Source organism: Pseudomonas protegens, from assembly GCF_013407925.2.
Lineage (GTDB): Bacteria > Pseudomonadota > Gammaproteobacteria > Pseudomonadales > Pseudomonadaceae > Aquipseudomonas > Aquipseudomonas fluorescens_AP.
The window spans coordinates 6,033,299-6,058,048 of record NZ_CP060201.1; the positions used below are offsets into that span (position 1 = coordinate 6,033,299).

Here is a 24,750-nt window from a genome sequence, read left to right on the forward strand (position 1 = left end):
GCGGCGTGTGGGTGTTGGGGGAGGGAGGTGGCGCGCCCGTCCTCGCGGGCGGGCGCGCCGGGGCACTCAGAGCTTGGGCAACTGGCCGATGCGGCCCATCATTTCAGTGACGATCTGCAGGTCCAGCAGGAACTGCTCCTGGGTCTTGAACTCGTTGTCGGTGTGGCCGGTGTACTTGACCTCGGGACGCGCCAGGCCGAACTGCACGCCGTTGGGCAGCTCGTGCACCGAGGTGGCGCCGGCGGAGGTGCCGAACTTGTGTGCCATGCCCAGGTTCTCGCTGGCCACCGCCAGCAAGGCCTTGACCCATTCGCCTTCGGGGTTGCGGTACATCGGCGCGGCGATGGAGGTGTCAAGCTTCACCGCCACCTGGGTTTTCTTGCTCCAGGCGCCCAGCTTGTCGGTGATTTCGGCCTTCAGCGCGCCTGGGGTCTTGCCCTTGGGCACCCGCAGGTTGACCGCCAGCTTGAGGGCGTGGTCATCCACGCTGACCAGGGTCGGCGAGGTGGTCAGCGGGCCCATGAAGTCGTCGGCAAAACCGATGCCCAGTTGCTTGCCCAGGTAGTCCAGGCCCCAGTTGTCGGCGAGGTAGCGGGCGGCGTCGGTGAAGGCGTTGTGCTTGAGAGCGACCTTGCCGTCCAGGCTGTGGATGAAATCCAGCATCCGCGCCACCGGGTTGACCCCGGACTCGGGCTCGGAGGAGTGGGCGGAGACGCCGGTGACGGTCAATTGCACATCCTGGCCCGCCACCTTGGCCGCGACCTGGAAGTTGCCGCCATGGGCCTTGGCGTATTCGGCCCCGGCCTGTTGCAGGCTGGCGGCCAGTTGCGCCGGGTTGTCGCTCTTCAGGGTGGCGACCGAGGTGGAGGGGATCTGGTTGGTCGCCAGGCCACCGGTGAGGTGGGTGATCTCGGCGCCTTTACCCTCGGCGGCGCGCCGGGCAAAGGTTGCCATCACCGTGCCGTAGCCTTTCTCGGCGATCACCACCGGGTAGCCGCCATCCAGGGCCAGGTTGTATTGCGGCACCGGGTTGTGCTCGAAGTAGTAGGGAATCGCGTCGCCGCTGGTTTCCTCGGTGGTGTCCACCAGCAGTTTGAAGTTCCTGGCCAGGGGCAGCTTCTCTTCCTTGATGATCTTCATCGCGTAGAGCGCGACCACGATGCCGTTCTTGTCGTCCTCGGTGCCGCGGCCATACAGGCGGTCGCCGATCTGGGTGACCTTGAACGGGTCGAGGCGGGTGCCGTCTTCCAGCACCCAGTTTTCCGGGGTCACCGGCACCACGTCGGCGTGGGCGTGGATGCCCACGACTTCATCGCCGCTGCCTTCCAGGGAAATCTCGTAGACCCGGTTGTCGACGTTGCGAAAGTTCAGGTCGAAGGCCTTGGCCAGGTCCTGGATCTTGGCGGCGATCTTGAGGAACTCGGGGTTCTTGTATTGCGGCACGCCGTCGATGTTGAAGGTGGGGATGGCCACCAGTTCGCGCAGGGTTTGGGTGGCGGCCTGGCCGTACTTGACCCGGGCGTAGATACCCAGCAGGCGATGGATTTCGTTCTGCTGTTCGGCGCTCAGGGACTGTTTGTCGAGGAAGGCGGCGATGGCCGGACCCAGGTTGGCGCTCTTGCCCGTTTCGCTCTTGGCCAGGGCGCCGAGGAACTGGCGGAAGTCACCGGCCGGGGCGTCGTTGAAGGTCTTGAGGATGGCCGCGCTTTGCTGCGCGGTGATGTTGGCCTGGGCACTGCTGGTGAACGCGGACAGGCTGGCGAGCATCAGGGTGGCCGCAGCCAGGTGCTTGAGAGAGAAATCCATTACGTAGGGCATTCCTTTGCAGGGCGTGAGTGGGAACCGTCTGATCGGTCAGACAGAAACCTACTCAAGCTAACACTACGAAGGAGGAGGGCGGGAGCCCCGCCTGTGAGATCTGTCGCACAGAACGGCAAAAGCGACGCACTCTCGACAATGGCGAACGGGCTGCAACAGAGGGCGCCGTTGCCGGCGCCCGCTGTGGCTGGAGCTAGATTAGAGGGCGGCGTCCCAAGGACGATCGCCATGCTCGTCCTTGATCCGGGTCGGCAGGCCCATCACGTCCAGCGCCTTGAGGAACGGCTCGGCGGCCAGCTCCTCGACGTTGACCATGCGCTGCACGTCCCACTCGCCACGGGCCACCAGCAGGGCGGCGGCCACGGGCGGCACGCCGGCGGTGTAGGAAATGCCCTGGCTGTCGGTCTCGGCGTAGGCTTCTTCGTGGTCAGCCACGTTGTAGATGAAGACTTCGCGCGGCTGGCCGTCCTTGGTGCCCTTGACCAGGTCGCCGATGCAGGTCTTGCCGGTGTAGCCCGGGGCCAGGGAGGCCGGATCAGGCAGTACCGCCTTGACCACCTTGAGCGGCACCACTTCCAGGCCTTCGGCGGTCTTGACCGGTTGCTCGGAGAGCAGGCCGAGGTTGCGCAGCACGGTGAACACATTGATGTAGTGCTCGCCGAAGCTCATCCAGAAGCGCACGTTGGGCACGTCGAGGTTCTTCGACAGCGAGTGCACTTCGTCGTGGCCGGTCAGGTACAGGTTTTGCGAGCCGACCACCGGCAGGTCGTCGGTGCGCTTGACTTCGAACATGGTGTTGCTGGTCCACTGGCTGTTCTGCCAGCTCCACACCTGTCCGGTGAATTCGCGGAAATTGATTTCCGGGTCGAAATTGGTGGCGAAATACTTGCCATGGGATCCGGCATTGACGTCGAGAATGTCGATCGACTCAATGCGGTCGAAATGCTGTTGCTTGGCCAGGGCCGCATAGGCGTTGACCACGCCCGGATCGAAGCCCACGCCGAGAATGGCGGTGATGTTCTTCTCCTGGCATTCCTCGAGGTGCTTCCACTCGTAGTTGCCGTACCAGGGCGGCGTTTCGCAGATCTTGCCCGGCTCTTCGTGGATCGCGGTGTCCAGGTAGGCCACGCCGGTATCGATGCAGGCACGCAGCACCGACATGTTGAGGAAGGCGGAACCGACGTTGATGACGATCTGCGATTCGGTTTCGCGGATCAGCGCCTTGGTCGCTTCGATGTCCAGTGCGTTGAGGGCGAAGGCTTTTATTTCAGCGGGCTGTTTGAGGCTGCCCTTGGCCTTGACGCTGTCGATGATGGCCTGGCATTTGGAGATGTTGCGCGACGCGATGGCAATACGACCGAGTTCGTCGTTGTGCTGCGCGCACTTGTGGGCCACCACCTTGGCGACACCTCCTGCACCAATGATAAGAACATTCTTCTTCAATTTATTTACTTCTCCTCGTGTCTGTCCGCTCAGGAAAGGCTGGACAGGTAGTCTTCGAAACCAAACTCGCGAACCACGTCGACGCTACCATCGAGTTGTTTCACAACGATGGACGGCATTTTCAGGCCGTTGAACCAGTTCTTCTTGACCATGGTGTAGCCCGCCGCGTCGACGAACGACAGTCGATCGCCGATGGCCAGCGGACGTTCGAATTGATACTCGCCAAAGATGTCTCCGGCCAGGCAAGACTTGCCACAAATCATGTAGCTGTGTTCGCCGCTGCTGGGGGCCAGCTTGGCGTTCAGGCGATAGATCAGCAGGTCGAGCATGTGCGCTTCGATGGAGCTGTCCACCACGGCCAGGTGCTTGCCGTTGTACAGGGTGTCGAGCACGGTCACTTCCAGGGATGCGCTCTGGGTGATCGCCGCTTCGCCCGGCTCCAGGTAGACCTGCACGCCGTATTTCTCGGAGAAGGCCTTGAGCCGCGCGCAGAAGGCGTCCAGGGCGTAGTCCTCGCCGGTGAAGTGGATGCCGCCGCCAAGGCTGACCCACTCCACCTTGTGCAGCAGGTGGCCGAAGCGTTCCTCGATGGTGCTCAGCATCTGGTCGAACAGGCCGAAGTCGCCGTTCTCGCAGTTGTTGTGGAACATGAAGCCGGAGATCTGTTCGATCACGCCTTCGATCTTCGCCGGGTCCCATTCGCCCAGGCGGCTGAACGGCCGGGCCGGGTCGGCCAGCAGGTAGTCCGAGCTGCTGACCTGGGGGTTGACCCGCAGGCCGCGGACCTTGCCCGCGCTGGCGTCGGCAAAGCGCTGCAGCTGGCTGATGGAGTTGAAGATGATCTTGTCGCAGTTGGCCAGCATCTCGTCGATCTCGTCGTCGGCCCAGGCCACGCTGTAGGCGTGGGTCTCGCCGGCGAACTTCTGCCGGCCGAGCTTGAGCTCGTACAGCGACGAGGAGGTGGTGCCGTCCATGTACTGCTGCATCAGGTCGAACACCGACCAGGTGGCGAAGCACTTGAGGGCCAGCAGGGCCTTGGCGCCGGACTGCTCGCGCACGTAGGCGATCTTCTGCATGTTGCTCAAGAGCTTCTGCTTGTCGATGAGGTAGTACGGCGTCTTGATCATTTCAGGGTCTCCGGCAGGGCCAGCCAAAAAGGTACGCATTGTGCCTTCAGTGCCTGCAGATCGAAAGCACGGAAATGCATTTTCGCCGGGTAATCATCTGAAAGGCCCTGCGGATCAGTCTGATCGCACGGGTCGCTTCCGCCAGTGCCCGCGGGCCTTGCCCCGACCTGGCGCCGGCTGGCGTACAGGCCCCGTGCTGCCTCGCTTTTTCTTATCCAGGGAGCACATTTTTAATAATTTTCCTTCGCGGGCGTCTGTCGCACCATCTGTCCCATCCGACTTATCCCGGGTTCCGAACCGCGTGTGCCGGGCCTTTCGGCCAGCGCCAATCGTCTCGCAGAAGGACACAGACATGACCGTAGAACAACAATTGCAAGTGGACACCCTGGTGGTCGGCGCGGGTCAGGCCGGCGTGGCCATGAGCGAGCACCTGAGCAAGCTCGGCGTGCCCCATCTGGTGCTGGAACGCAGCCGCATCGCCGAAGCCTGGCGCAGCGCGCGCTGGGATTCCCTGGTGGCCAACGGGCCGGCCTGGCATGACCGCTTTCCCGGGATGCCCTTCGCCCTGCCGGACGATGCCTTCGCCGCCAAGGAGCAGGTGGCGGACTACTTCGAAGCCTATGCCCGCACCTTCAATGCGCCGATCCGCACCGGGGTCGAGGTGCGCAAGGTGCAGCGCAATCTCGGTCGCCCGGGCTTCACCGTCGAAACCTCCGACGGGGTGATCCAGGCCCGGCGCGTGGTGGCCGCCACCGGTCCGTTCCAGCGTCCGGTGATCCCGCCGATTGCCCCGGCCAATGACCGCCTGACGCAGATCCACTCCGCCGAGTACCGCAACCCCCAGCAACTGCCCGAGGGCGCGGTGCTGGTGGTGGGGGCGGGTTCGTCCGGGGTGCAGATCGCCGATGAACTGCAGCGGGCGGGGCGCCGGGTCTATCTGTCGGTGGGCGCCCATGACCGGCCGCCGCGTTCCTATCGCAACCGGGATTTCTGCTGGTGGCTCGGGGTGCTGGGGGAGTGGGATGCGGAGATCGCCAAGCCCGGTCGCGAACACGTGACCATCGCCGTCAGCGGCGCTCGCGGCGGCCAGACCATCGACTTTCGCGCCCTGGCCCACCAGGGCATCACCCTGGTCGGGCTGACCCAGGCCTTTGCCGGCGAGCAGGTGACCTTCAAGGCCGACCTGCTGGACAACCTGGCCCGGGGCGACGAGAACTACCTGGCGCTGCTGGATGCCGCCGATGCCTATGTCGAGCGCAACGGCCTCGACCTGCCGCTGGAGCCCGAGGCCCGCCGACGCCTGCCGGACCCGGACTGCGTCAAGCAGCCGATCCTCGAACTGGACCTGCAGCAAGCGGGCATCAACTCGATCATCTGGGCCACCGGCTACGCCGTGGACTTTTCCTGGCTGCAGGTCGACACCTTCAGCGAGCAGGGCAAGCCCCTGCACCAGCGCGGCGTGTCCCGCGAGCCGGGGGTGTATTTCCTCGGCCTGCCCTGGCTGTCGCGCCGCGGTTCGTCGTTTATCTGGGGGGTGTGGCACGACGCCAAGCACATCGCCGACCACATCGCCACCCAGCGCAAATACCAAGCCTATGGCAGCCCGGCCCCGACCGAGGTGCCGGTTCACAACCTCAGCAGCGTGGGAGCCCTCTGATGCCGACTCATACCCGTATCCGCATGTTCAACACCAAGGACACCTACCCCAACCAGTCCCTGGACAACGACCTGTGCCAGGCGGTGCGCGCCGGCAACACGGTGTACGTTCGCGGTCAGGTCGGCACCGATTTCGACGGCCGGCTGGTGGGCCTGGGCGATCCCCGGGCCCAGGCCGAGCAGGCGATGAAAAACGTCAAGCAGCTGCTGGAGGAGGCGGGCAGCGACCTGTCCCATATCGTCAAGACCACCACCTACCTCACCGATCCGCGCTACCGCGAGCCGGTGTACCAGGAAGTGGGCAAGTGGCTCAAAGGGGTGTTCCCGATCTCCACCGGGCTGGTGGTGTCGGCCCTCGGCCAGCCGCAGTGGCTGATGGAAATCGACGTGATCGCGGTCATTCCCGAGTGACCCCGGCGCTGTGTTCACCGACGCCACATCCGGCGTCGACCCAGGCCCCGCGGGCCAAGGAGTTTGCATGACTTTTTCCATCGTTGGCCGTTGCGCCGAAACCGGCCAGTTGGGCGTCGCCATCAGTTCGTCGAGCATCGCGGTCGGTGCCCGTTGCCCCTGGCTGCGGGCCGGAGTGGGGGCGGTGGCCACCCAGAACGTCACCCTGCCGGCCCTGGGGCCGCAGATTCTCGACCTGCTGGAACATCACAAGCTTGACCCCGCCGGGGCCCTGGATCAGGCCCTGGGCCGCAACGGCTGGAGCCAGTACCGCCAGGTCACGGTGATTGACGGCCAGGGGCGCACGGCGCTGTTCACGGGCCAGCAAGCCCTGGGCAGCCACCACGCGCTGGCCGGCGAGCAATGCGTGGCCGCCGGCAACCTGCTGGCGGGCACTGGGGTGATCGAGGCCATGGTCCAGGCGTTCGAACAGACGCCGGGGATTCTGGTCGAGCGTTTGTTGGCGGCGCTGCACGCGGCCATGGCCGCCGGTGGCGAGGCGGGGCCGGTGCATTCGGCGGCGCTGAGCGTGGTGGACGATTTGACCTGGCCCATCGTCGACCTGCGGGTGGACTGGGCCGATGCCGACCCCATCGGCCAGCTTGCCGGCCTGTGGCAGGCCTACCGGCCGCAGATGCAGGATTACCTGACCCGGGCCCTGGACCCCACGGCGGCCCCCAGCTACGGAGTGCCGGGCAATGAATGAGCCATCGAGCCGCGATCTGCTGGCGCATCTGGTGGGTTTTGCCACCGTCAGCCGCGACTCCAACCTGGAACTGATCGGCTTTATCCGCGACTACCTGGCGCGCCATGGGGTGGACAGCGAGCTGATCTACAACCCGCAGCGGACCAAGGCCAATCTGTTTGCCAGCATCGGCCCCAGCGATCGCGGTGGGGTGGTGCTGTCCGGGCACACCGACGTGGTGCCGGTGGACGGGCAGGCCTGGAGCGTCGAGCCGTTTGTCTTGAGCGAGCGGCAAGGGCGCCTGTATGGCCGTGGCACCGCCGACATGAAGGGCTTCATCGCCGCGGTGCTGGCGGCGGTGCCGGGCTTGACCCGGCGCCGCCTGCGGCTGCCGGTGCACCTGGCGTTTTCCTATGACGAGGAGGTGGGTTGCCTGGGCGTGCGGCCGATGCTCGAACGATTGCAGCAGCGCTCGCACAAACCGCTGCTGTGCCTGATTGGCGAGCCCACCGAGCTGCGTCCGGTGCTCGGGCACAAGGGCAAGCTGGCGATGCGCTGTCAGGTGCGCGGCGCGGCCTGTCATTCGGCCTATGCGCCTTACGGGGTCAATGCCATCAAGTACGCGGCGCGGCTGATCGGCAAGCTGGGGGAGATCGGCAGCCGGCTGGCGCAACCGGAACACCACGACCCGCGTTTCGATCCGCCGTTTTCCACGGTGCAGACCGGCACCATCCAAGGCGGCCGCGCGCTGAACATCGTGCCGGCCGAGTGTCAGTTCGATTTCGAGGTGCGCACCCTGCCGGGTGACGATGCCCAGGCCGTGGTGGAGCAGTTGCAAGGCTATGCCGAGGCCGAACTGCTGCCGCAGATGCAGGCGGTACAGGCCGATACCGGGATCACCTTGCAGCCCTTGAGCGCCTACCCGGGGCTGGCCACTGCCGCCGACAGCCAGGCCGCCGAACTGCTGGCGCTGCTCAGCGGCTCGCGGGAGTTCACCACCGTGGCCTTCGGCACCGAGGGCGGGCTGTTCCACGAGGCCGGCATCCCCACGGTGGTCTGCGGCCCGGGCAGCATGGATCAGGGCCACAAGCCGGACGAGTTCATCAGCCTTGAGCAGTTGCACGGCTGTGACGCCATGCTGCGGCGCCTGGGGGACTGGCTGGAACGCTCCGCCTGACCCTGCCCGCCGGTTAATCCAGGCGTTTTTTTACCCCAGGCCATCCCGCGGATGCCCTGGGGCGCTGGCGTTGGCGCGGGCCGTCCGGGGCCTGAAGGCTACAGAGCTTTTTCATGGTGCTGGAGCATATTTTTAGTATTTTTCCTCTGGCGCGCGGTGACGCACCATCCCTCAGGACCCAATAACCAACAGGCCGTCGCAACGGCCGACGAGGGAGTGCAGCGTGTTCGAACTCGGTGACTGGCAGCAGCGGGCTGCCCAACAGACATTCATTGACCAGGCGCTGATTGGCGGCCAACGGATGGCCGCCCAGTCCGGCGCCACCTTCGATGCGGTCAACCCGGCCACCCTTGGGGTACTGGCCCGGGTCAGTGCCTGCGGCGCGGCCGATGTGGACCTGGCGGTGGCCGCCGCGCGTCGGGCCTTCGACCAGGGGCCCTGGGCGCGCATGGCCCCGGTGCAGCGCAAGAAAGTCCTGCTGCGCCTGGCCGAGCTGATGCTTGCCCACCGCGAGGAGCTGGCGCTGCTGGACTCCCTGAACATGGGCAAGCCGGTGATGGATGCCTGGAACATCGACGTGCCCGGTGCGGCCCACGTCTTCGCCTGGTACGCCGAGAGCGTCGACAAGCTCTACGATCAGCTGGCCCCCGGCGCCCGCAACAGTCACGCCAGCATCAGTCGCGAGCCCCTGGGGGTGATCGGCGCGGTGGTGCCCTGGAACTTCCCCCTGGACATGGCCGCCTGGAAACTGGCGCCGGCCCTGGCGGTGGGCAACTCGGTGGTGCTCAAGCCCGCCGAGCAGTCGCCGTTCTCGGCCCTGCGCCTGGCCGAGCTGGCCCTGGAGGCCGGGGTGCCGGAAGGGGTGTTCAACGTGGTGCCGGGCCTGGGCAGCGATGCCGGGCGTGCCCTGGGCCTGCACCCGGACGTGGATGGCCTGGTGTTCACCGGCTCCACCGCGGTGGGCAAGTGCTTCATGCAGTATTCGGCGCAATCCAACCTCAAGCAGGTCTGGCTCGAATGCGGCGGCAAGAGCCCGAACCTGGTGTTCGCCGACTGCCAGGACCTGGACTTGGCCGCCGAAAAAGCCGCCTTCGGCATCTTCTTCAACCAGGGCGAAGTGTGCTCGGCCAACTCGCGGCTGCTGGTGCAGCGCAGCATTCATGACGCGTTCGTCGAGCGCCTCAAGGCCAAGGCCTGGGACTGGCGCCCGGGCAACCCGCTGGATCCGGCCAGCCGCGCCGGCGCCATGGTCGACGCGCGCCAGACCGCCCGGGTCATGGGCTATATCGACGGCGCCCGGGAGCAGGGCGCGCAGTTGGTCTGCGGCGGCCGTCAGCTGAGCATCGACGGCAGCGACAACTACATCGAGCCGACCCTGTTCACCGGCGTGAGCCCGCAGATGAGCATCGCCCGGGAAGAAGTGTTCGGCCCGGTGCTGGCGGTGATGCCCTTCGATGACGAGGAGCAGGCCATTGCCCTGGCCAATGACAGCGTCTACGGCCTGGCGGCCTCGCTGTGGACCGACGATCTGAACCGCGCCCACCGGGTGGCCCGGCAACTGCGCGCCGGCACGGTGTCGGTGAACACCGTGGATGCCCTGGACGTCACCGTGCCCTTTGGCGGCGGCCGCCAATCGGGGTTCGGTCGCGACCTGTCGCTGCATGCCTTCGACAAGTACACCCAGTTGAAAACCACCTGGTTCCAGTTGCGCTGAGCGCGGCCGAGCCTGGGCGGCGTCCTCCGGGCGTCGCTGCACCTGCCGCTGTCGCGGCAGGCCCACAACAATAAGAAAGGAGTGCGTGCGATGACTGCAAATCTCTCCCCGGCGGCCCTGAGCCCCACCAGCAACGGCGGTTTGCGCCGGGTCCTGGGCCTGGGTTCGCTGGTCTCGGTGGCCGTTGGCCTGGTGGTGTCCCAGGGGGTCATGGTGCTGATGCTGCAAGGTGCGGGGATGGCCGGGCTGGGCTTCTTCATTCCCTTGCTGCTGGCCTACCTGCTGGCCCTGACCTATGCCTTGTCGTTCTCCGAACTGGCGCTGATGGTGCCCCGGGCCGGTAGCCTGAGCAGCTACACCGAGGTGGCCATCGGGCACTTTCCGGCGATCCTCGCGACCTTCTCCGGCTACATGGTGGTGGCGATGTTCGCCCTGTCCGCCGAGCTGCTGCTTCTGGACCTGATCATCGACAAGGTCTACCCCGGGGCGCTGCCGCCGATGCTGGTGGCCTATGGCGTGCTCGGCACCTTCACCGCGCTCAACCTGCTGGGCATCGACGTCTTCGCCAGGCTGCAGACGGTGCTTGCGGTGGTGATGGTGGTGATCCTCCTGACCCTGGGCCTGGGCGCCATCGGCAGCCCGCAGGCGGACCTGCAACTGCCGCTGGACCAGGGCTGGAACCCCATGGAAATCGGCGCGCTGGCCTTGGCGGCGATGGCCATCTGGGGCTTTGTCGGCGCCGAATTCGTCTGCCCGCTGGTGGAGGAAACCCGCCGCCCGGAACGCAATGTCCCGCGCTCGATGATCATCGGCCTGAGCATCATTTTCCTGGTGATCACCCTGTATTGCCTCGGCGCCTTGTTGTGCATTCCCCGGGAGCAACTGGCGAGCCATCCGCTGCCGCATTTCCTGTTCGCCACCACGGTGTTCGGCGAGGCCGGCAAGCTGTTCCTGGTGGGCGCGGTGATCACCGCCACCTGCAGCACGGTCAACTCGTCCCTGGCGGCGCTGCCGCGCATGCTCTACGGCATGGCCCAGAACGGCCAGGCCTTTCCCCAGTTCAAGCGCCTGAGCCCGCGCACCCGCACGCCCTGGGTGGCGGTGCTGTTCGTCGCCGCGCTCACGGGGCTGCCGATCCTGATCCTGGGCCAGGACCCGGATTCCATCAGCCTGCTGCTGTTGGCCGCGGCCCTGGCCTGGCTCTTGGCCTACATCATCGTGCACATCGACGTGATCGCCCTGCGCCGGCGCTACCCCGATGCGCCGCGGCCGTTCCGCTCGCCGTTCTACCCCTGGCCCCAGGTGCTGGGCATCGTCGGCATGCTGTTTGCGATCTATCACGTCTCGCCGTCGCCCGAGATGACCGCGCGGATCTTCGGCAGCGCCGGCGTGGTGCTGGGCGTGATTTCGCTGATCGCCGTGGTCTGGATCAAGTGGGTGATGCGCAAGCCACTGTTTGTTCCCGAACCGCTGTTGCCCGCCGGGCCGAGTCCCGTTGCCACGCCTTCCGTTGAATCCACTTGTCGTGCAGGAGAATGACCATGAGTGCTGAAAACCTCACCGCCCAACGCAGTACCCAGGACTACCAGGCCCTGGATGCCGCGCACCATATCCACGCCTTTCTCGACCAGAAGGCGCTGAACGCCGAAGGCCCGCGGGTGATCGTCCGCGGCCAGGGCCTGCACCTGTGGGACAACGACGGCCAGCGCTACCTGGACGGCATGTCCGGGCTGTGGTGCACCAACCTCGGCTACGGCCGCAAGGACCTGGCGGCCGCCGCCAGTGCCCAGCTGGAGCAGTTGCCGTACTACAACATGTTCTTCCACACCACCCACCCGGCGGTGGTGGAACTCTCCGAGCTGCTGTTCAGCCTGTTGCCGGGGCACTACAGCCACGCCATCTACACCAATTCCGGCTCCGAGGCCAACGAGGTGCTGATCCGCAGCGTGCGCCGCTACTGGCAGATCCTCGGCCAGCCGCAGAAGAAGGTGATGATCGGCCGCTGGAACGGCTACCACGGCTCGACCCTGGCGGCCACCGCCCTGGGCGGGATGAAGTTCATGCACGACATGGGCGGGCTGATTCCGGACGTGGCGCACATCGACGAGCCCTACTGGTTCGCCCACCAAGGCAACCTGACCCCGGCCGAGTTCGGCCTGCGCTGCGCCCGCCAGCTGGAAGAGAAGATCCTTGAACTGGGGGCCGAGAACGTCGCCGGTTTCATCGCCGAGCCGTTCCAGGGCGCCGGCGGCATGATCTTCCCGCCGGACAGCTACTGGCCGGAAATCCAGCGCATCTGCCGGCAGTACGACGTGCTGCTGTGCGCTGACGAAGTGATCGGCGGTTTCGGCCGTACCGGCGAGTGGTTCGCCCACCAGCACTTCGGGTTCGAGCCCGACACCCTGTCCATCGCCAAGGGCCTGACCTCCGGCTACATCCCCATGGGCGGGCTGGTGCTGAGCAAGCGCATCGCCCAGGTGCTGGTGGAGCAGGGCGGGGTGTTCGCCCACGGCCTGACCTATTCCGGGCACCCGGTAGCGGCCGCGGTGGCCATCGCCAACCTCAAGGCCCTGCGCGATGAAGGGGTGGTCACAAAGGTCAAGAACGACACCGGTCCCTACTTGCAGCAATGCTTGCGGGAGGTGTTCGGCAATCACCCGCTGATCGGCGAGATCCAGGGCACCGGGCTGGTGGCGGCCTTGCAGTTCGCCGAGGACAAGGCCAGCCGCAAGCGCTTTGCCAACGAGAACGACATCGCCTGGCGCTGCCGCACCCTGGGCTTTGAAGAAGGGGTGATCATCCGCTCGACCCTGGGGCGGATGATCATGGCCCCGGCGCTGGTGGCCAGCCGCGGCGATATCGACGAGCTGATCGACAAGACCCGGCGCGCGGTGGAGCGCACGGCCCGGGAGATCGAGAGCGGGCAGTTGCCGACGGCCTGAGGGCCAGCGCCGGATTGAGCGCTGAGCGGCGCTGTTAAAACACCACACCCCGCCAGAGTCGGACTCTGGCGGGATGTGTTTTTTTACCTTGGCTCGGGGGGAGCCATTTCCTGCTGTAGGGCTCAGTCCCTGGCCACTAATCTGTGGCCAGGGTGCAGAACTTGCGGTTCAGAACTTGCCGTTGAGACCCAGGCGGAAGGTGTCGTTGCGTTCGTCCGAGCCCAGGGCGGTCTTGTACGAGACGCCCAGTTGCCAGGCGCGTCCTAGGTTGAAGTCCACCCCCATGTCCAGGCTGGCGAAATCGCTGTCCAGGGCGTCGGGCTTGAGGCGGTACAGCGTGCCTTCGTCGCCCTGGTCGGCGTAGCGCATCTTGTAGTCGCTGCTGCTACTGAAGTTGTGGCCCCAGGCCAGACCGACCTTGGGCGTGACCACGCCGATCCGGGTCATCAGGTCGTAGCCCGAACGGACACCGAGGTAGGAGGTGAGGTTCTGTTGGCGCTGCTCGTCGTAGGACAGGGCATAAATGCCGCCGCCACTTTCGCGGTAGGCATCCAGGCGCGTGCTGCTGGCATTCAAGCGCCCGTAGGGCGTCAGCGACAGCGGGCCCTGGCGGTACTCGTAGCTGGCGGTCAGGGAGGCGAACAGCTGGTCGGCATCGCGGGAGCCCCGGGCGTAGTCGTCGTTGCTGCCGGTGATGTAGCGGCGCGAGTCGAAGCTGATGCGGTTGTAGCCCAGCAGGCCGTCGACATACACCTGCGGCGCCAGGTTCAGGCTCAGGTAGGTGGCGATGCCGATGGCATCCCCATCGCTGCGGGTGTGGTTCTTGCCGATGTCGCTGCGGTCGTTGCCGTAGCCGATACCGACACCGGCAATGGCGGTGGGCGACAGGCGATAGTCGACACCGACGCTCAGGCCCAGGGTGGTGAAGCTGTTGTCCCGCGCGCCCCGGGTGTGGGTCGAGCCGACGTTGACGAAACCGTCGCTCCAGAACGCCAGGGCGTCCTGCTTGCAGTTGTCCTGCAGGGCGGCCGCGGCTTCGCGTTTTTCCTCTGCGGTCTGGTTGGCGCTGCCTCCCAGCTGGTCCTGGACGGCTTTGGCGATCTCGCCCAGCGGCACGTCGCGGCCTTCCTTGCGCAAGCTGGCATTGAACGAATTGCGCTCGCAGCTCATCTGGTGCAGTTGCTCCAGGCGCCGGTTGAAGTTGTCCATCTGGGTGCTGGCAAAACGCTCGGCGGCGCGGGTCTGGGCGTTGAGCAGGCCGATGACCTCCGCGTCCTTGGTCGGGTCCGGGCGCTCCTGGATCATGAAGCTGACGGTGCTCGCGGCGCTGGCGCCGCCGCCGTTCTGCAGGCTGAAGCTGACCACCGCGGTGCCGGCGAAGGCCGCCGAGGGCACGAAGCGCATCGAGAAGCGGCCGATCATCATCGCCCGCCCGGCCGATGCCGGGGTGACCGAGCCGAGGACGGCCTGGGTGAACGGGCCGCCGGTGGCGCCCTGGGTCAGGTCGACGGTGGCCGACTGGCCCGCCGCGAGGATCTGACTGGTGGCCGGCACGGTGATCGCCACCGCAGCGATGGTGATCGAGTAGGCCTGGGAGCCGGTAGCGCCGTTGGCATCGGTGGCGGTGATGGTCAGGTTGCTGGTGCCGCTGGTGGTGGGCGTACCGCTGATCAGTCCGCTGGCGGTGTTCAGGCTCAGGCCCGCCGGCAGGCTGCCGCTGCTGATGCTGTAGGTGTAGGGCGCGCTGCCGCCGGTGGTGCTGAGGGTGGCGCTGTAGGCGCTGCCCGCCGTACCGGCGCCCAGGGATGCCGGAGTCAGTACCAGGGTGGGGGCGCTGACGGTGATGGTCACCGTGGCCGGGCTGGAGGTGCCGCCGGCGTTGGTGGCGGTGTAGGTGAAGCTGTCGCTGCCGGAGAACCCGGCGGTCGGGGTGTAGGTGATGCTGGTGCCGCTGGCGGTGGCGGTGCCATGGCTGGCGGCGCTGGCCACGGCGACGCTGGTGGCGGCGCCACCGCTGATGTTGAGGGTGATCGGGTTGGCGCTGCTGTTGGCCGCGACCGTGGCACTGACCGCGCCTGCCACCGGTGTCAGGGCGCCGATGGTGATGGAGTAGGCCTGGGAACCGGTGGCGCTGTTGGCGTCGGTGGCGGTGACGGTCATGTTGAAGGTGCCGCTGGCGCTCGGCGTGCCGCTGATTGCACCGCTGCTGGTGTTCAGGCTCAGGCCGGTGGGCAGGGTGCCGGCGGTGATCGTATAGCTGTAGGGCGCGGCGCCGCCGGAAGCACTGAGGCTCGCGCTGTAGGCCGTGCCGACGGTGCCGTTGCTCAGGGAGCCGGGGCTCAGGCTGATGCTCGGCGCGCTGACGGTGATGGTCACCGTGGCCGGGCTCGAGGTGCCGCTGGCGTTGGTGGCGGTGTAGGTGAAGCTGTCGCTGCCGGAGAACCCGGCGGTCGGGGTGTAAGTGATGCTGGTGCCGCTGGCGGTGGCGGTGCCATGGCTCGCGGCACTGGCCACGGCGACGCTGGCGGCGGCGCCACCGCTGATGTTCAGGGTGATCGGGTTGGCGCTGCTGTTGGCGGCGACCGTGGCACTGACCGCGCCGGCCACCGGTGCCTGGTCAAGGATGCTGATGGAATAGGCCTGGGAGCCGGTGGCGCTGTTGGCGTCGGTGGCGGTGATGGTCAGGTTGAAGGTGCCGGTGCCGATCGGCGTGCCGCTGATCACGCCGCTGCTGGTGCTCAGGCTCAGACCGGCCGGCAGGGTGCCGCTGATGCTGTAGCTATAGGGCGCGGTGCCGCCGGAGGCGCTGACGGTTTGGCTATAGGCGGTATTGACAGTGCCGTTGCTCAGGGAGCCGGGGCTCAGGCTGATGCTCGGCGCGCTGACGGTGATGGTCACCGTGGCCGGGCTGGAGGTGCCGCTGGCGTTGGTGGCGGTGTAGGTGAAGCTGTCGCTGCCGGAGAAACCAGCGGTCGGGGTATAGGTAATGCTGGTGCCGCTGGCGGTGGCGGTGCCATGGCTGGCGGCACTGGCCACGGCGACGCTGGCGGCGGCGCCACCGGTGATGTTCAGGGTGATCGGGTTGGCGCTGCTGTTGGCCGCGACGGTGGCGCTGACCGCGTTGGCAACTGGCGCCAGACCGTTGATCACCAGGCTGTAGGCGCGAGAGCCGGTGGCGCTGTTGGCGTCGGTGGCGGTAACGGTCAGGTTGAAGGTGCCAGTGCCGCTCGGCGTGCCGCTGATCACGCCGCTGCTGGTGTTCAGGCTCAGGCCGGTGGGCAGGCTGCCGGCGGTGATCGCGTAGGTGTAGGGCGTGGTACCGCCGGAGGCGCTGACGGTTTGGCTGTAGGACGTGCCCTGGGTGCCGTCGGGCAGCGTGGGCGGCGTTATTGCCAGGGTAGGCGGGGTGACGGTGATGGTCACCGTGGCCGGGCTGGAGGTGCCGCTGGTGTTGGTGGCGGTGTAGGTGAAACTGTCGGAGCCCGAGAAACCGGCGGCCGGGGTGTAGGTAATGCTGGTGCCGCTGGCGGTGGCAGTACCGTGACTGGCGGGGCTGGCCACGGCGACGCTGGTGGCGGCGCCACCGCTGAGGCTCAGGGTGATCGGGTTGGCGTTGCTGTTGGCGGCCACCGTGGCGCTGGCCGGGCCGACCGTCGGCGCGGGCACCGCATAGGTATAGCTGTTGGTCAGCGTCGCGCTGCCCCCCGGGGTGGTGACCGCCACGTTGACCGCGCCTGCGGCATGGGCCGGGGTGGTGGCGGTGATGGTGGTGGCATTGTTGACGGTGAAACCCGTGGCCGCCACTCCGCCAAAGGTCACCGCCGTGGCGCCGGTAAAATTGGTGCCGGTGAGGGTGACGGCGGTGGCGCCTGCGGTGCTGCCACTGCTGGGGGCGACCGAGGTCAGGGTCGGCGTCGCGGAACTGGTGACCAGCAGGTTGTAGGTGGCGACCCCGCCATCGTTGTGGCCGTCATTGAGGGTGATGCTGAAGGTGTAGTTACCGGCGGCGGTCGGGGTGCCGTGCAGCACCGTGGTCGCGCTGCCGGGGGACGCATCGAGGATCAGGCCCGGCGGCAGGCAGGGGGTCACGCCATCGTAGTCCGGATCGTTGGCGTCGCATTCCACCCACTTGTCCAGGGGCATGGTGCCGCCGACGGACGAGATGGTGATGCTCATGCTCTGGCCCACCGCAATGGTGGGCAAGGTGCTGCCGGAGGCCGGGTTGGTGATCACGGGGGCAACCGCCATGGCCTGGCTGCTCATGGTCAGCATGACCAGCAACAGAAACAGTGAAATCAGCGGGCGTGTCAGCCAGTTACCTGGTGCGGTCAGCGGTGTTCTCATGAGGGCTTCCTGCCTTGCGACCGGTTTGGGGTCGTGTCCAGCGTGATTGTTGATAAAGGTCCAGCGGTTACAGCACGGCTACAGCCGGCCCCTTGGGGGGCAGGTATTACTTGATGCTCAGGGACTGTCGTCCTCTTCCCCAGCGGCCATCCGCGCGGGACGCTGCATTTGGGTGTACAGGCCACTGTTGGCGCCGGCTCGGAAGCCCAGTCGCTCATACAGCCGGCGGGCACGACTGCCCTGTTCGACGCTCAGGCTGCAGGTCCGACGCTGGGCGTCGGCCTTGGCCAGTACCGTGCGCAGCAACTCGCTGCCGATGCCCCGGCCATGCCAGTTCGGCAGCAGGGCGATATCGACAATGCGCACATCGTCGGCCGCGTACTGCACGCACAGGCGCCCGATCGGGCTGCCGGCGTGCTCGATGATCAGAAAGTCCGCGGCGGGAAAGTGCTTTTCATAATGCTGGCGCTGCAGTTCGGCCTGGGCGTGCAGGAACGCCCGGCGCTGTGCGTCGCTCCAGCCAGGCACTGCACTGACTTCGGCCCAGCGGCGCGAGACGTACAGGTCCTGGAGAAATCCCAGGTCATGGCTGTGCTGCTGGCGCAGGACAGCCACGTAGCCTGTTGGCAGTTGGAGATTGGCAAGCTGGATCATGAGGCTCTGATCGGGTACTCGCCGTCCAGGCATATGCAGTAGGCCAGCGTCAGGAAGGGTTGCATGGTGTTGCGCAGGGTCGTCGACGCAGCGCCGCTGCCGGCGTCCCCCACCGTTGTCGCGGCCAGTTTCGGACCTGTCGGGGTCGGTGCCGTGTTGCGGTACAGACGTATGTTGCGTGGCTGCGCCAGGTAGGCGTTGGGTTCGGGAGTATCCAGGGCGACCGCTGATTCGCTGCCGTCCTTGGCCACGACCTGATGGGTATGTCCGGCGAAGTTGGCGGGCAGCATCGTTATCCGGTCGGCGCCTGTCGCATTGCCGGTCTGCCAATCGCTCAGCCCGGTTCCTTTACCAGCTCCCATGGCCACGCGCCCGTTGAGGTTGGGCAGTTTGAAGTTCTGCCCGGGGGTGCCGCCATACAGGTTGCCAATCACCGAATAGAGAGCTGGATTCTGCTGGACCGTGACCAGCGATCCGTCGCAGTACGCCCAGTTTTGCGGGACGAAGTTGTAGGGGAACAGTCTGATTTCGCCGGTAAAAGCATCCATGATCGGTCATTCCAGATTGAGTGAGGGGGTCACTGCTGTCGGGTCGGATAGAGGCCGACCAGGCAAATGATGTAGTTGATCGCCAATGACCCCATCATGTTGCTATGGGGGGTTGCGGCTCCTTTGGCCGGAGTCAGTGCCGAGTCGAGAAAGGCAGGGTTCATATTGACGCTGGGGAAGGTTGCGTCACCCGAGCTGTAGAGCCCGGTGATGATCCCAGCGCCCGGGAACGTGCCAAAGGTCATGCCATTGGGTGTTGTGGCGGGAGACGGACTGGCCGATTGGGCATTGTTGGTGCTCACCCAAAAGGAATGGGTATGGGCCGCGGTGTTTTCCGGCTGCATGGTCACGGTTTCCACGCCGAAGTCCTGCGTCAGGCTCCTTGGGGTCAGCCCGGTGCCGGCGCCCTGGCCCACGATGATCCGGCCACGGTAGTCCGGGAGGCCGAAGTTGGTGGTGCCGTTGCCACCGTACAGGGTGCCCAGCAACGAGTAGAGGACCTGGAAATTGTTGATCGACCGCAGCGTACCGTCACAGAACGCCCAATTCTCTGGCGCATAGTTACCGGCGAACATGCGGATTTCTCCGACGAAAGCTTCAGACATGTCAGTTTCCTTGCTTGAGGGTCTGTAGGCAGCAGTTACTGGCGCGGCGGGTAGACGCCCGTGGTAGCGATGCAGAAATAGCCGACGATGGAGGGCTGCATGTTTTGCATGGGCGCGCCTGATGTGGGAGTGACGGTGTGGCTGTTGAGGGTGACCAGGTTGTCCGTCGCCGGGGTGTAGGTCGGTTTTGCCATGACGCCCTTGGTGTTCGAGCTGACGGCGGGGATGTTCCCGGCGGGGTCGTCGTTGCCGGGTTCGATCGAGACATGGGCGGCATGGGAGTGCTGCGCCAGTGAGCTGAACGGCATCGTCACGGTTTCGCTGCCGCCTTTGGTGCCCAGCAAGTGCTGATCCATGATCGGATCGACAGCGGAGGCTCTGAAGTTCTGCCCCAGGGCGACCCGGCCACGCAGATCCGGCAGGCCGAATGTCGTGGTGCCGTCACCGCCATAAGTCCTGCCCAGCAGGGAAGCCAGCGCCACATTGGTGTTGACGGGTAGAACCTGGCCCTCGCAAGGGAGCCAACCCTCAGGAGCCCAACCCCAGGGGAACAAGCGAATTTCTCCGATAAAGGGATCCACGTTCTTATCTCCTTGAACAAGTTTTTGACGCTGGGAATCCGTCTCTCACTAATAGACTAGCAAGTGCGCAGGTGCACGATAAACAAAAGTTAATTTGGTGTGCAAATGTTATTTCAAGTTGTTTGCTGGCAATTAACGGAGGGGTGTCTATTAGCAGGTAGTTGACTATCTGGCTAAGAGATTTCAAGAGGGAAGTCTTTCGGAGTGTTACTGGTTGTCGCTCGGTCTGGAGCGTTTGGTCCAGCGTTGGTGGGGGTATGGCTGGTTGTTCAGCTTGGGGGGGAGGCTTGCGAGTTCGGTTTTTCGGACTTGTAAGTTGATTGTTGGGGAACTAAGCGTGCTAACGATCTACACCTAAAGTATGGGGTGTCTAGTCTGGAGGTTGGCGGATTTACAGCAGGCTTTAAGTGTGGCGGTAACATATCTTAGTTACTGTTTTGGGTTGGTTATTCCCAAGTTGCCAAGTAGGTTATTCTTTTGGCGGGGGACGACGCGGTAAAGTTTTTTGACTCTAAGGCCATGTTTTAGTTGAACTTGTTTTTTTGACACCTGCGGGACGCCGCTCCCCGGCAAGGAGCGGCGCGCCGTTACCGGCTTACAGCCCGGCGTTTTCCGCCGCTACGCTTTTCGGCTTGCCGTAATGCCATTCATAGACCACGAACTTGAAGTCCTTGAGGTCGCCTTTCTCGTCGAAGCTCAGGTCGCCGGTGGGGGTCTTGAAGGTGCCCTTGTGGATCGCTTCGGCGACTTTCTCCGGGTCTTCGCTCTTGGCCGCGGCGATGCCGCCGGCAATTACTTCCACGGCCGAGTAGGACGGCAGCACGAACGGCCCGCTGGGGTTTTCCTTCTTGGCTTCGAAGGCTTCCACCAGGGCCTTGTTGGCCGGGTCCTGGTCGAAGGACTTGGGCAGGGTCACCAGCATGCCTTCGGAGGCGTCCTTGGCGATCTGCGAAATCGAGTCGTTGCCCACGCCTTCAGGCCCCATGAAGCGCGCGGTCAGGCCCTTTTCCTTGGCCTGGCGCAGCAGCAGGCCCATTTCCGGGTGGTAGCCGCCGAAGTAGACGAAATCCACATTGGCCTGCTTGAGCTTGGCCAGGATCGACGAGTAGTCGCGCTCGCCGACGTTGATGCCTTCGAACATCGCCACCTTGATGCCTTCCTTGCCGAGGATGTCCTTGACCGAGCTGGCGATGCCTTCGCCGTATTGCTGCTTGTCGTGCAGCACCGCGACATTGCTCGGCTTGAGCTTGGCGATGTAGTGCGCCGCCGCCGGACCCTGGGCGTTGTCCAGGCCGATGGTGCGGAACACCATCTTGTAGCCCCGGGCGGTCAGCTCGGGGCTGGTGGCGGCCGGAGTAACCATCACGATGCCTTCGTCTTCGTAGATGTCCGACGCCGGCTGGGTGGAGCTGGAGCACAGGTGCCCGACCACGAACTTGACGCCGTCATTGACCACCTTGTTGGCCACGGCCACCGCTTGCTTGGGGTCGCAGGCATCGTCGTATTCCACGGCCACCAGTTGCTTGCCGTCGACGCCGCCCTTGGCGTTGATCTGCTCGATGGCCATGCGCGCGCCGCTGAACTGCATGTCACCGTATTGCGCCACCGGGCCGGTCTTGGCCCCGGCGATGCCGATCCGGATGCTGTCGGCGGCCAGGGAATGGCAGGCCAGGCCGGCCAGGATCATGGCGCTGAGCAGTTGGGTGGCTTTGTTATTGATACGACTCATGGGTTGTTCCACTCCTGTGGGTAACGGTTCAAAGGGTGTTGCAGGTGGTGCAGGGGCGTTCGCCGCCGCGCCTCGGGCACGGCGGCGAATGCCTGGGTGTTGTAGAGCGCCCGGGCCCGGGCGGTACTGATCCGGCTCAAGGAAGGGCCTTGCCGATCCTGGGAATGGCCTCCAGATGCGGCGTCGCGGGCTGTGCACAGGCATCCAGGGCCTGGGCGATATCGGCCAGCAGGTCGGCGACGTCTTCCAGGCCCACCGACAGGCGGATCAGGCCCTCGGCGATGCCGTGTTCGACACGCTCCTCGGGGCTGTAGGTGGAATGGGTCATGCTCGCCGGGTGCTGGGCCAGGGATTCGGCGTCTCCCAGGCTGACGGCGCGGCTGAACAGCTGCAGGGCATTGATGAAGCGGATGCCCGTCGCCAGTCCGCCCTTGAGCTCGAAGGCGATCATGCCCCCGGGCAACTTCATCTGCTGCTGCGCCAGGGCGTGTTGCGCGAAGGACGGCAGGCCGGGGTAGGCCACCCATTGCACCTGCGGCTGCTGCTGCAGGTATTCGGCGATGGCCTGGGCGCTGCTGCAGTGGCGCTCCATGCGCAGGGCCAGGGTCTTGAGGCCGCGCATCAGGAGAAAGGCGTCCTGGGGCGACAGCACCGCGCCGGTCATGTCCTTGAGGCCCTCCAGGCGAATGCGCTCGGCCAGGCTCTGGCGGGTGACCACGACCCCGGCGGTGATATCGCCATGGCCGTTGAGGTACTTGGTGGCCGAGTGCAGCACCAGGTCGGCCCCCAGTTCCAGCGGACGCTGCAGGTAGGGGGTGCAATAGGTGTTGTCCACGGCAAAGGTGATGCGCGGATGCTGGCGGGCGATTTCGGCCACCGCGGCAATGTCCACCAGCTGCATGTTGGGATTGGCCGGGGACTCGCAATAGATCATCCGTGTGGCGGGGCTGATGGCGGCCCGCAGGTTGCCCAGGTCGCTCAGGTCGACATGGCGCACCTTGACTCCGAATTCGGCCAGCCCGTGGTGCAGCAGGGCGAAGGTGCAGCCGTACAGGGTCCGGCAGACGATGATCTCGTCGCCGGGCCGCAGCAGGGTCCACAGGGTGGCGGCAATCGCGCCCATGCCGGAGCCGAAGGCCACCGCGGCCTCGCCGTTTTCCAGGGCCGCCATGCGCGCTTCCAGCAGCGCCAGGGTCGGGTTGCCGATGCGCGTGTAGAAGTAGCCGGGCTCCTGGCCGGCAAAGCAGCCGGCGCCGTATTCGGCGGTGGCGAAGGTGAAGGTGGACGTCAGATAGATCGGCGGGATCAGCGCGCCTTGATGCTCCTGGGGGTTGTAGCCGTGATGGATGGCGCGAGTGGAAAAACCAAGGTCACTGTTTTTATTGTTCATGGTGAACGCTCCGGATTTGCTCTAATGCTATGCTCAAATCCGGCGCAATAATTGCTAATTTGACTGACTAAACGCCCAGTAATTGAAATAAAAATTCATAAAAACAAGATTAAGAGGCAAAAAATGCCCAGTGGACTGGATCGCACCGACAAAGCCCTGCTGCTTGCTCTGCAGGACAACGCCCGCTTGACCACCGCCGAACTGGCCGACAGCGTCGCCCTGACCACGTCGCCCTGTTGGCGGCGGGTGAAGATCCTCGAGGAGAGCGGGGTGATCACCGGCTACCAGGCGATCCTCTCGCCCAAGGCCCTGGGCTTTGGCGTCACCGCCTTTGTCAGCGTGATGATGGAATCCCACTCCCGGGAAACGGCCCGGGCCTTCGAGCAGCGGCTGCTGGAGATTCCGGAAATCATCGCCTGCCACAACGTCTCCGGACGCTACGACTTTCTCCTCGAAGTGCTGGCCAAGGACCTGGAGTCCTTCGGCGAGTTCGCCCGCGAGGTGTTGCAGACCCTGCCGGCGGTGAAAGAGATCTACTCGAGTTTTTCCTTCAAGTCGGTCAAGCCCTTGCGGCAGATTCCGGTGCCGCAGCCCGGCGCCTGAGGCGGCTGCCCGGTGCATGGCCGGCGGTGATTGCCAGGTGAAACAAAACGAGCCCGCGATCTTGATCGCGGGCTTTTTTTGCCTTGCCGGGCACTCGCCCGTCCGATCAGCCGGTGTACCAGGAATGGTTTTTCTGCGGCGCGATGATTGACGCGGCAGCAGCGCCTCCCTATTCTTTGTCGACCAACAAAGAATAGGGAGCAATTCGATGAAAACCCTCAAGGGCCCCAGCCTGCACCTGGCGCAATTCAGCGCCGACAGCGCGCCATTTGACAGCCTGCCGGCTATTGCCCAATGGGCCGCCGACCTGGGTTTCAAGGCGCTGCAGATTCCTGCCTGGGATGCACGTTTGTTCGATGTCGCCACGGCGGCCGAGAGCCAGGACTACTGCGATGAACTCAAGGGCCAGTTGGCGCAGAAGGGCCTGCAGATCAGCGAGCTGACCAGCCATATCTTCGGCCAGCTGGTGGCGGTGCATCCGGCCTACGACGCGATGTGCGACCAGTTCGCCCCCGAGGCGCTGCGGGGCAGGCCTCAAGCCAGAACCGAATGGGCGATCGCGCAGATGAAGCTGGCGGCCAGGGCTTCGCGACGCCTGGGGCTGAGTGAGCTGGGCACCTTCTCCGGGTCCCTGGCCTGGCCCTACCTGTTTCCCTTTCCGCAGCGCCCCGAAGGCCTGATCGAAACCGCCTTCGACGAGCTGGCGCGGCGCTGGCGGCCGATCCTCGATGTGTGCGACGAGCAGGGGGTCAACCTGTGCTACGAAATCCACCCCAGCGAGGACCTGCACGACGGCACCAGCTTCGAGCGCTTCTATGAATTGGTCGACCGTCACCCACGCTGCAACATCCTCTTCGACCCCAGCCACTTCGTGCTGCAACAGCTGGATTACCTGAGCTACCTGGACATCTACCACGAGCGCATCCGCATGTTTCACGTCAAGGATGCCGAGTTCAATCCCACGGGGCGTCAGGGCATCTATGGCGGCTACAGCTCCTGGGTCGAGCGCGCCGGGCGCTTCCGTTCCCTGGGCGACGGCCAGGTGGATTTCAAGGGGATCTTTTCCAAACTGGCGCAATACGACTACCCGGGCTGGGCGACCCTGGAATGGGAGTGCTGCCTCAAGGACCAGGAAGACGGCGCCCGGGAAGGCGTGGAGTTCATCAACCGCCACATGATCCGGGTCACCGAGCGGATCTTCGACGACTTCGCCGGTGCACGGATCGACCGCCAACAAATCAACGCCATGCTCGGCATGGCCTGACCCCCCTCAGCGAGAAAACC

General features: G+C 65.3%; 20 protein-coding genes. 9 read left to right on the forward strand and 11 right to left on the reverse strand.

Annotated features, from left to right (window positions below):
- Positions 1 to 66 precede the first annotated feature (66 nt).
- The 3 genes from GGI48_RS27890 to GGI48_RS27900 form a co-directional block, all read right to left on the reverse strand.
- Positions 67 to 1,806 carry a dipeptidase gene (locus GGI48_RS27890; protein ID WP_179601113.1) on the reverse strand — a complete coding sequence of 580 codons (1,740 nt, stop codon included), beginning with the start codon at positions 1,804 to 1,806 and terminating at the stop codon, positions 67 to 69.
- A 210-nt stretch (positions 1,807 to 2,016) separates the two neighbouring features.
- Positions 2,017 to 3,261 (reverse strand): saccharopine dehydrogenase family protein, encoded by a 1,245-nt coding sequence (locus GGI48_RS27895; RefSeq protein ID WP_047304927.1) that lies wholly within the window; start codon positions 3,259 to 3,261, stop codon positions 2,017 to 2,019.
- 29 nt (positions 3,262 to 3,290) lie between these two features.
- Entirely contained in the window at positions 3,291 to 4,388 is a 1,098-nt protein-coding gene (locus tag GGI48_RS27900) for a carboxynorspermidine decarboxylase (protein WP_179601115.1), read from the reverse strand.
- A gap of 352 nt (positions 4,389 to 4,740) precedes the next feature.
- Between GGI48_RS27900 and GGI48_RS27905 the strand changes: the two genes are divergently transcribed.
- From GGI48_RS27905 to GGI48_RS27935, 7 genes are all read left to right on the forward strand, one after another.
- On the forward strand, positions 4,741 to 6,045 hold the full coding sequence (locus GGI48_RS27905) for an NAD(P)/FAD-dependent oxidoreductase (protein ID WP_179601117.1): 1,305 nt from the start codon (positions 4,741 to 4,743) through the stop codon (positions 6,043 to 6,045).
- The gene (locus tag GGI48_RS27910; protein WP_011061806.1) at positions 6,045 to 6,455 is read left to right on the forward strand and encodes a RidA family protein; all 411 of its coding nucleotides are present in this window, start codon (positions 6,045 to 6,047) and stop codon (positions 6,453 to 6,455) included. Before GGI48_RS27905 ends, GGI48_RS27910 begins: the two co-directional genes overlap by 1 nt.
- Before the next feature lie 67 nt (positions 6,456 to 6,522).
- A complete protein-coding gene (locus tag GGI48_RS27915; RefSeq protein ID WP_179601119.1) occupies positions 6,523 to 7,200 on the forward strand; it encodes a DUF1028 domain-containing protein in 678 nt (225 codons plus the stop codon).
- Positions 7,193 to 8,356: an acetylornithine deacetylase gene (argE, locus tag GGI48_RS27920; protein ID WP_179601121.1), complete on the forward strand. Its 1,164-nt coding sequence runs from the start codon at positions 7,193 to 7,195 to the stop codon at positions 8,354 to 8,356. Before GGI48_RS27915 ends, argE begins: the two co-directional genes overlap by 8 nt.
- 223 nt (positions 8,357 to 8,579) lie before the next feature.
- The gene (locus GGI48_RS27925; protein WP_179601122.1) at positions 8,580 to 10,070 is read left to right on the forward strand and encodes an aldehyde dehydrogenase; all 1,491 of its coding nucleotides are present in this window, start codon (positions 8,580 to 8,582) and stop codon (positions 10,068 to 10,070) included.
- A gap of 90 nt (positions 10,071 to 10,160) precedes the next feature.
- The gene (locus tag GGI48_RS27930; RefSeq protein WP_179601124.1) at positions 10,161 to 11,609 is read left to right on the forward strand and encodes an APC family permease; all 1,449 of its coding nucleotides are present in this window, start codon (positions 10,161 to 10,163) and stop codon (positions 11,607 to 11,609) included.
- A 2-nt stretch (positions 11,610 to 11,611) separates the two neighbouring features.
- Positions 11,612 to 13,012 (forward strand): aspartate aminotransferase family protein, encoded by a 1,401-nt coding sequence (locus tag GGI48_RS27935; RefSeq protein ID WP_179601126.1) that lies wholly within the window; start codon positions 11,612 to 11,614, stop codon positions 13,010 to 13,012.
- Positions 13,013 to 13,180: 168 nt separating this feature from the next.
- Here the strand turns inward: GGI48_RS27935 and GGI48_RS27940 are convergent, their stop codons facing one another.
- The 8 genes from GGI48_RS27940 to GGI48_RS27975 form a co-directional block, all read right to left on the reverse strand.
- Positions 13,181 to 17,356 (reverse strand): putative Ig domain-containing protein, encoded by a 4,176-nt coding sequence (locus GGI48_RS27940; protein WP_179601128.1) that lies wholly within the window; start codon positions 17,354 to 17,356, stop codon positions 13,181 to 13,183.
- A 117-nt stretch (positions 17,357 to 17,473) separates the two neighbouring features.
- On the reverse strand, positions 17,474 to 18,010 hold the full coding sequence (locus GGI48_RS27945) for a GNAT family N-acetyltransferase (RefSeq protein WP_179601129.1): 537 nt from the start codon (positions 18,008 to 18,010) through the stop codon (positions 17,474 to 17,476).
- Entirely contained in the window at positions 18,007 to 18,558 is a 552-nt protein-coding gene (locus tag GGI48_RS27950; protein ID WP_016963435.1) for a phage tail protein, read from the reverse strand. The genes GGI48_RS27945 and GGI48_RS27950 overlap by 4 nt, the downstream gene beginning before the upstream one ends.
- A gap of 29 nt (positions 18,559 to 18,587) precedes the next feature.
- Positions 18,588 to 19,163: a phage tail protein gene (locus GGI48_RS27955; protein ID WP_016963436.1), complete on the reverse strand. Its 576-nt coding sequence runs from the start codon at positions 19,161 to 19,163 to the stop codon at positions 18,588 to 18,590.
- Positions 19,164 to 19,198: 35 nt separating this feature from the next.
- On the reverse strand, positions 19,199 to 19,744 hold the full coding sequence (locus GGI48_RS27960; RefSeq protein WP_179601131.1) for a phage tail protein: 546 nt from the start codon (positions 19,742 to 19,744) through the stop codon (positions 19,199 to 19,201).
- Positions 19,745 to 20,339: 595 nt separating this feature from the next.
- The gene (locus GGI48_RS27965) at positions 20,340 to 21,473 is read right to left on the reverse strand and encodes a branched-chain amino acid ABC transporter substrate-binding protein (protein ID WP_047304911.1); all 1,134 of its coding nucleotides are present in this window, start codon (positions 21,471 to 21,473) and stop codon (positions 20,340 to 20,342) included.
- Positions 21,470 to 21,613, reverse strand: coding sequence for a hypothetical protein (locus GGI48_RS27970; protein ID WP_179601133.1), 144 nt, complete (start codon positions 21,611 to 21,613; stop codon positions 21,470 to 21,472). Before GGI48_RS27970 ends, GGI48_RS27965 begins: the two co-directional genes overlap by 4 nt.
- Complete coding sequence (locus GGI48_RS27975) at positions 21,610 to 22,863, reverse strand: methionine gamma-lyase (protein WP_047304910.1); 1,254 nt, start codon at positions 22,861 to 22,863, stop codon at positions 21,610 to 21,612. Before GGI48_RS27975 ends, GGI48_RS27970 begins: the two co-directional genes overlap by 4 nt.
- 123 nt (positions 22,864 to 22,986) lie before the next feature.
- Here GGI48_RS27975 and GGI48_RS27980 point away from each other — a divergent pair, with 123 nt between their 5' ends.
- The gene (locus GGI48_RS27980) at positions 22,987 to 23,466 is read left to right on the forward strand and encodes an Lrp/AsnC family transcriptional regulator (protein ID WP_047304909.1); all 480 of its coding nucleotides are present in this window, start codon (positions 22,987 to 22,989) and stop codon (positions 23,464 to 23,466) included.
- A 208-nt stretch (positions 23,467 to 23,674) separates the two neighbouring features.
- Positions 23,675 to 24,730, forward strand: a complete 1,056-nt coding sequence (locus GGI48_RS27985; RefSeq protein ID WP_179601135.1) for a sugar phosphate isomerase/epimerase — start codon at positions 23,675 to 23,677, stop codon at positions 24,728 to 24,730.
- Positions 24,731 to 24,750 lie beyond the last annotated feature (20 nt).

Bases quoted from the DNA above. Each gene is read 5' to 3' on its own strand.
- GGI48_RS27950 (WP_016963435.1), bottom strand. From the start codon at position 18,558: ATGGATGCTTTTACCGGCGAAATCAGACTGTTCCCCTACAACTTCGTC.
- GGI48_RS27955 (WP_016963436.1), bottom strand. From the start codon at position 19,163: ATGTCTGAAGCTTTCGTCGGAGAAATCCGCATGTTCGCCGGTAACTAT.
- GGI48_RS27905 (WP_179601117.1), top strand. From the start codon at position 4,741: ATGACCGTAGAACAACAATTGCAAGTGGACACCCTGGTGGTCGGCGCG.
- GGI48_RS27945 (WP_179601129.1), bottom strand. From the start codon at position 18,010: ATGATCCAGCTTGCCAATCTCCAACTGCCAACAGGCTACGTGGCTGTC.
- GGI48_RS27915 (WP_179601119.1), top strand. From the start codon at position 6,523: ATGACTTTTTCCATCGTTGGCCGTTGCGCCGAAACCGGCCAGTTGGGC.
- GGI48_RS27965 (WP_047304911.1), bottom strand. From the start codon at position 21,473: ATGAGTCGTATCAATAACAAAGCCACCCAACTGCTCAGCGCCATGATC.
- GGI48_RS27940 (WP_179601128.1), bottom strand. From the start codon at position 17,356: ATGAGAACACCGCTGACCGCACCAGGTAACTGGCTGACACGCCCGCTG.
- argE (WP_179601121.1), top strand. From the start codon at position 7,193: ATGAATGAGCCATCGAGCCGCGATCTGCTGGCGCATCTGGTGGGTTTT.
- GGI48_RS27985 (WP_179601135.1), top strand. From the start codon at position 23,675: ATGAAAACCCTCAAGGGCCCCAGCCTGCACCTGGCGCAATTCAGCGCC.
- GGI48_RS27900 (WP_179601115.1), bottom strand. From the start codon at position 4,388: ATGATCAAGACGCCGTACTACCTCATCGACAAGCAGAAGCTCTTGAGC.
- GGI48_RS27910 (WP_011061806.1), top strand. From the start codon at position 6,045: ATGCCGACTCATACCCGTATCCGCATGTTCAACACCAAGGACACCTAC.
- GGI48_RS27975 (WP_047304910.1), bottom strand. From the start codon at position 22,863: ATGAACAATAAAAACAGTGACCTTGGTTTTTCCACTCGCGCCATCCAT.
- GGI48_RS27890 (WP_179601113.1), bottom strand. From the start codon at position 1,806: ATGGATTTCTCTCTCAAGCACCTGGCTGCGGCCACCCTGATGCTCGCC.
- GGI48_RS27980 (WP_047304909.1), top strand. From the start codon at position 22,987: ATGCCCAGTGGACTGGATCGCACCGACAAAGCCCTGCTGCTTGCTCTG.
- GGI48_RS27935 (WP_179601126.1), top strand. From the start codon at position 11,612: ATGAGTGCTGAAAACCTCACCGCCCAACGCAGTACCCAGGACTACCAG.
- GGI48_RS27930 (WP_179601124.1), top strand. From the start codon at position 10,161: ATGACTGCAAATCTCTCCCCGGCGGCCCTGAGCCCCACCAGCAACGGC.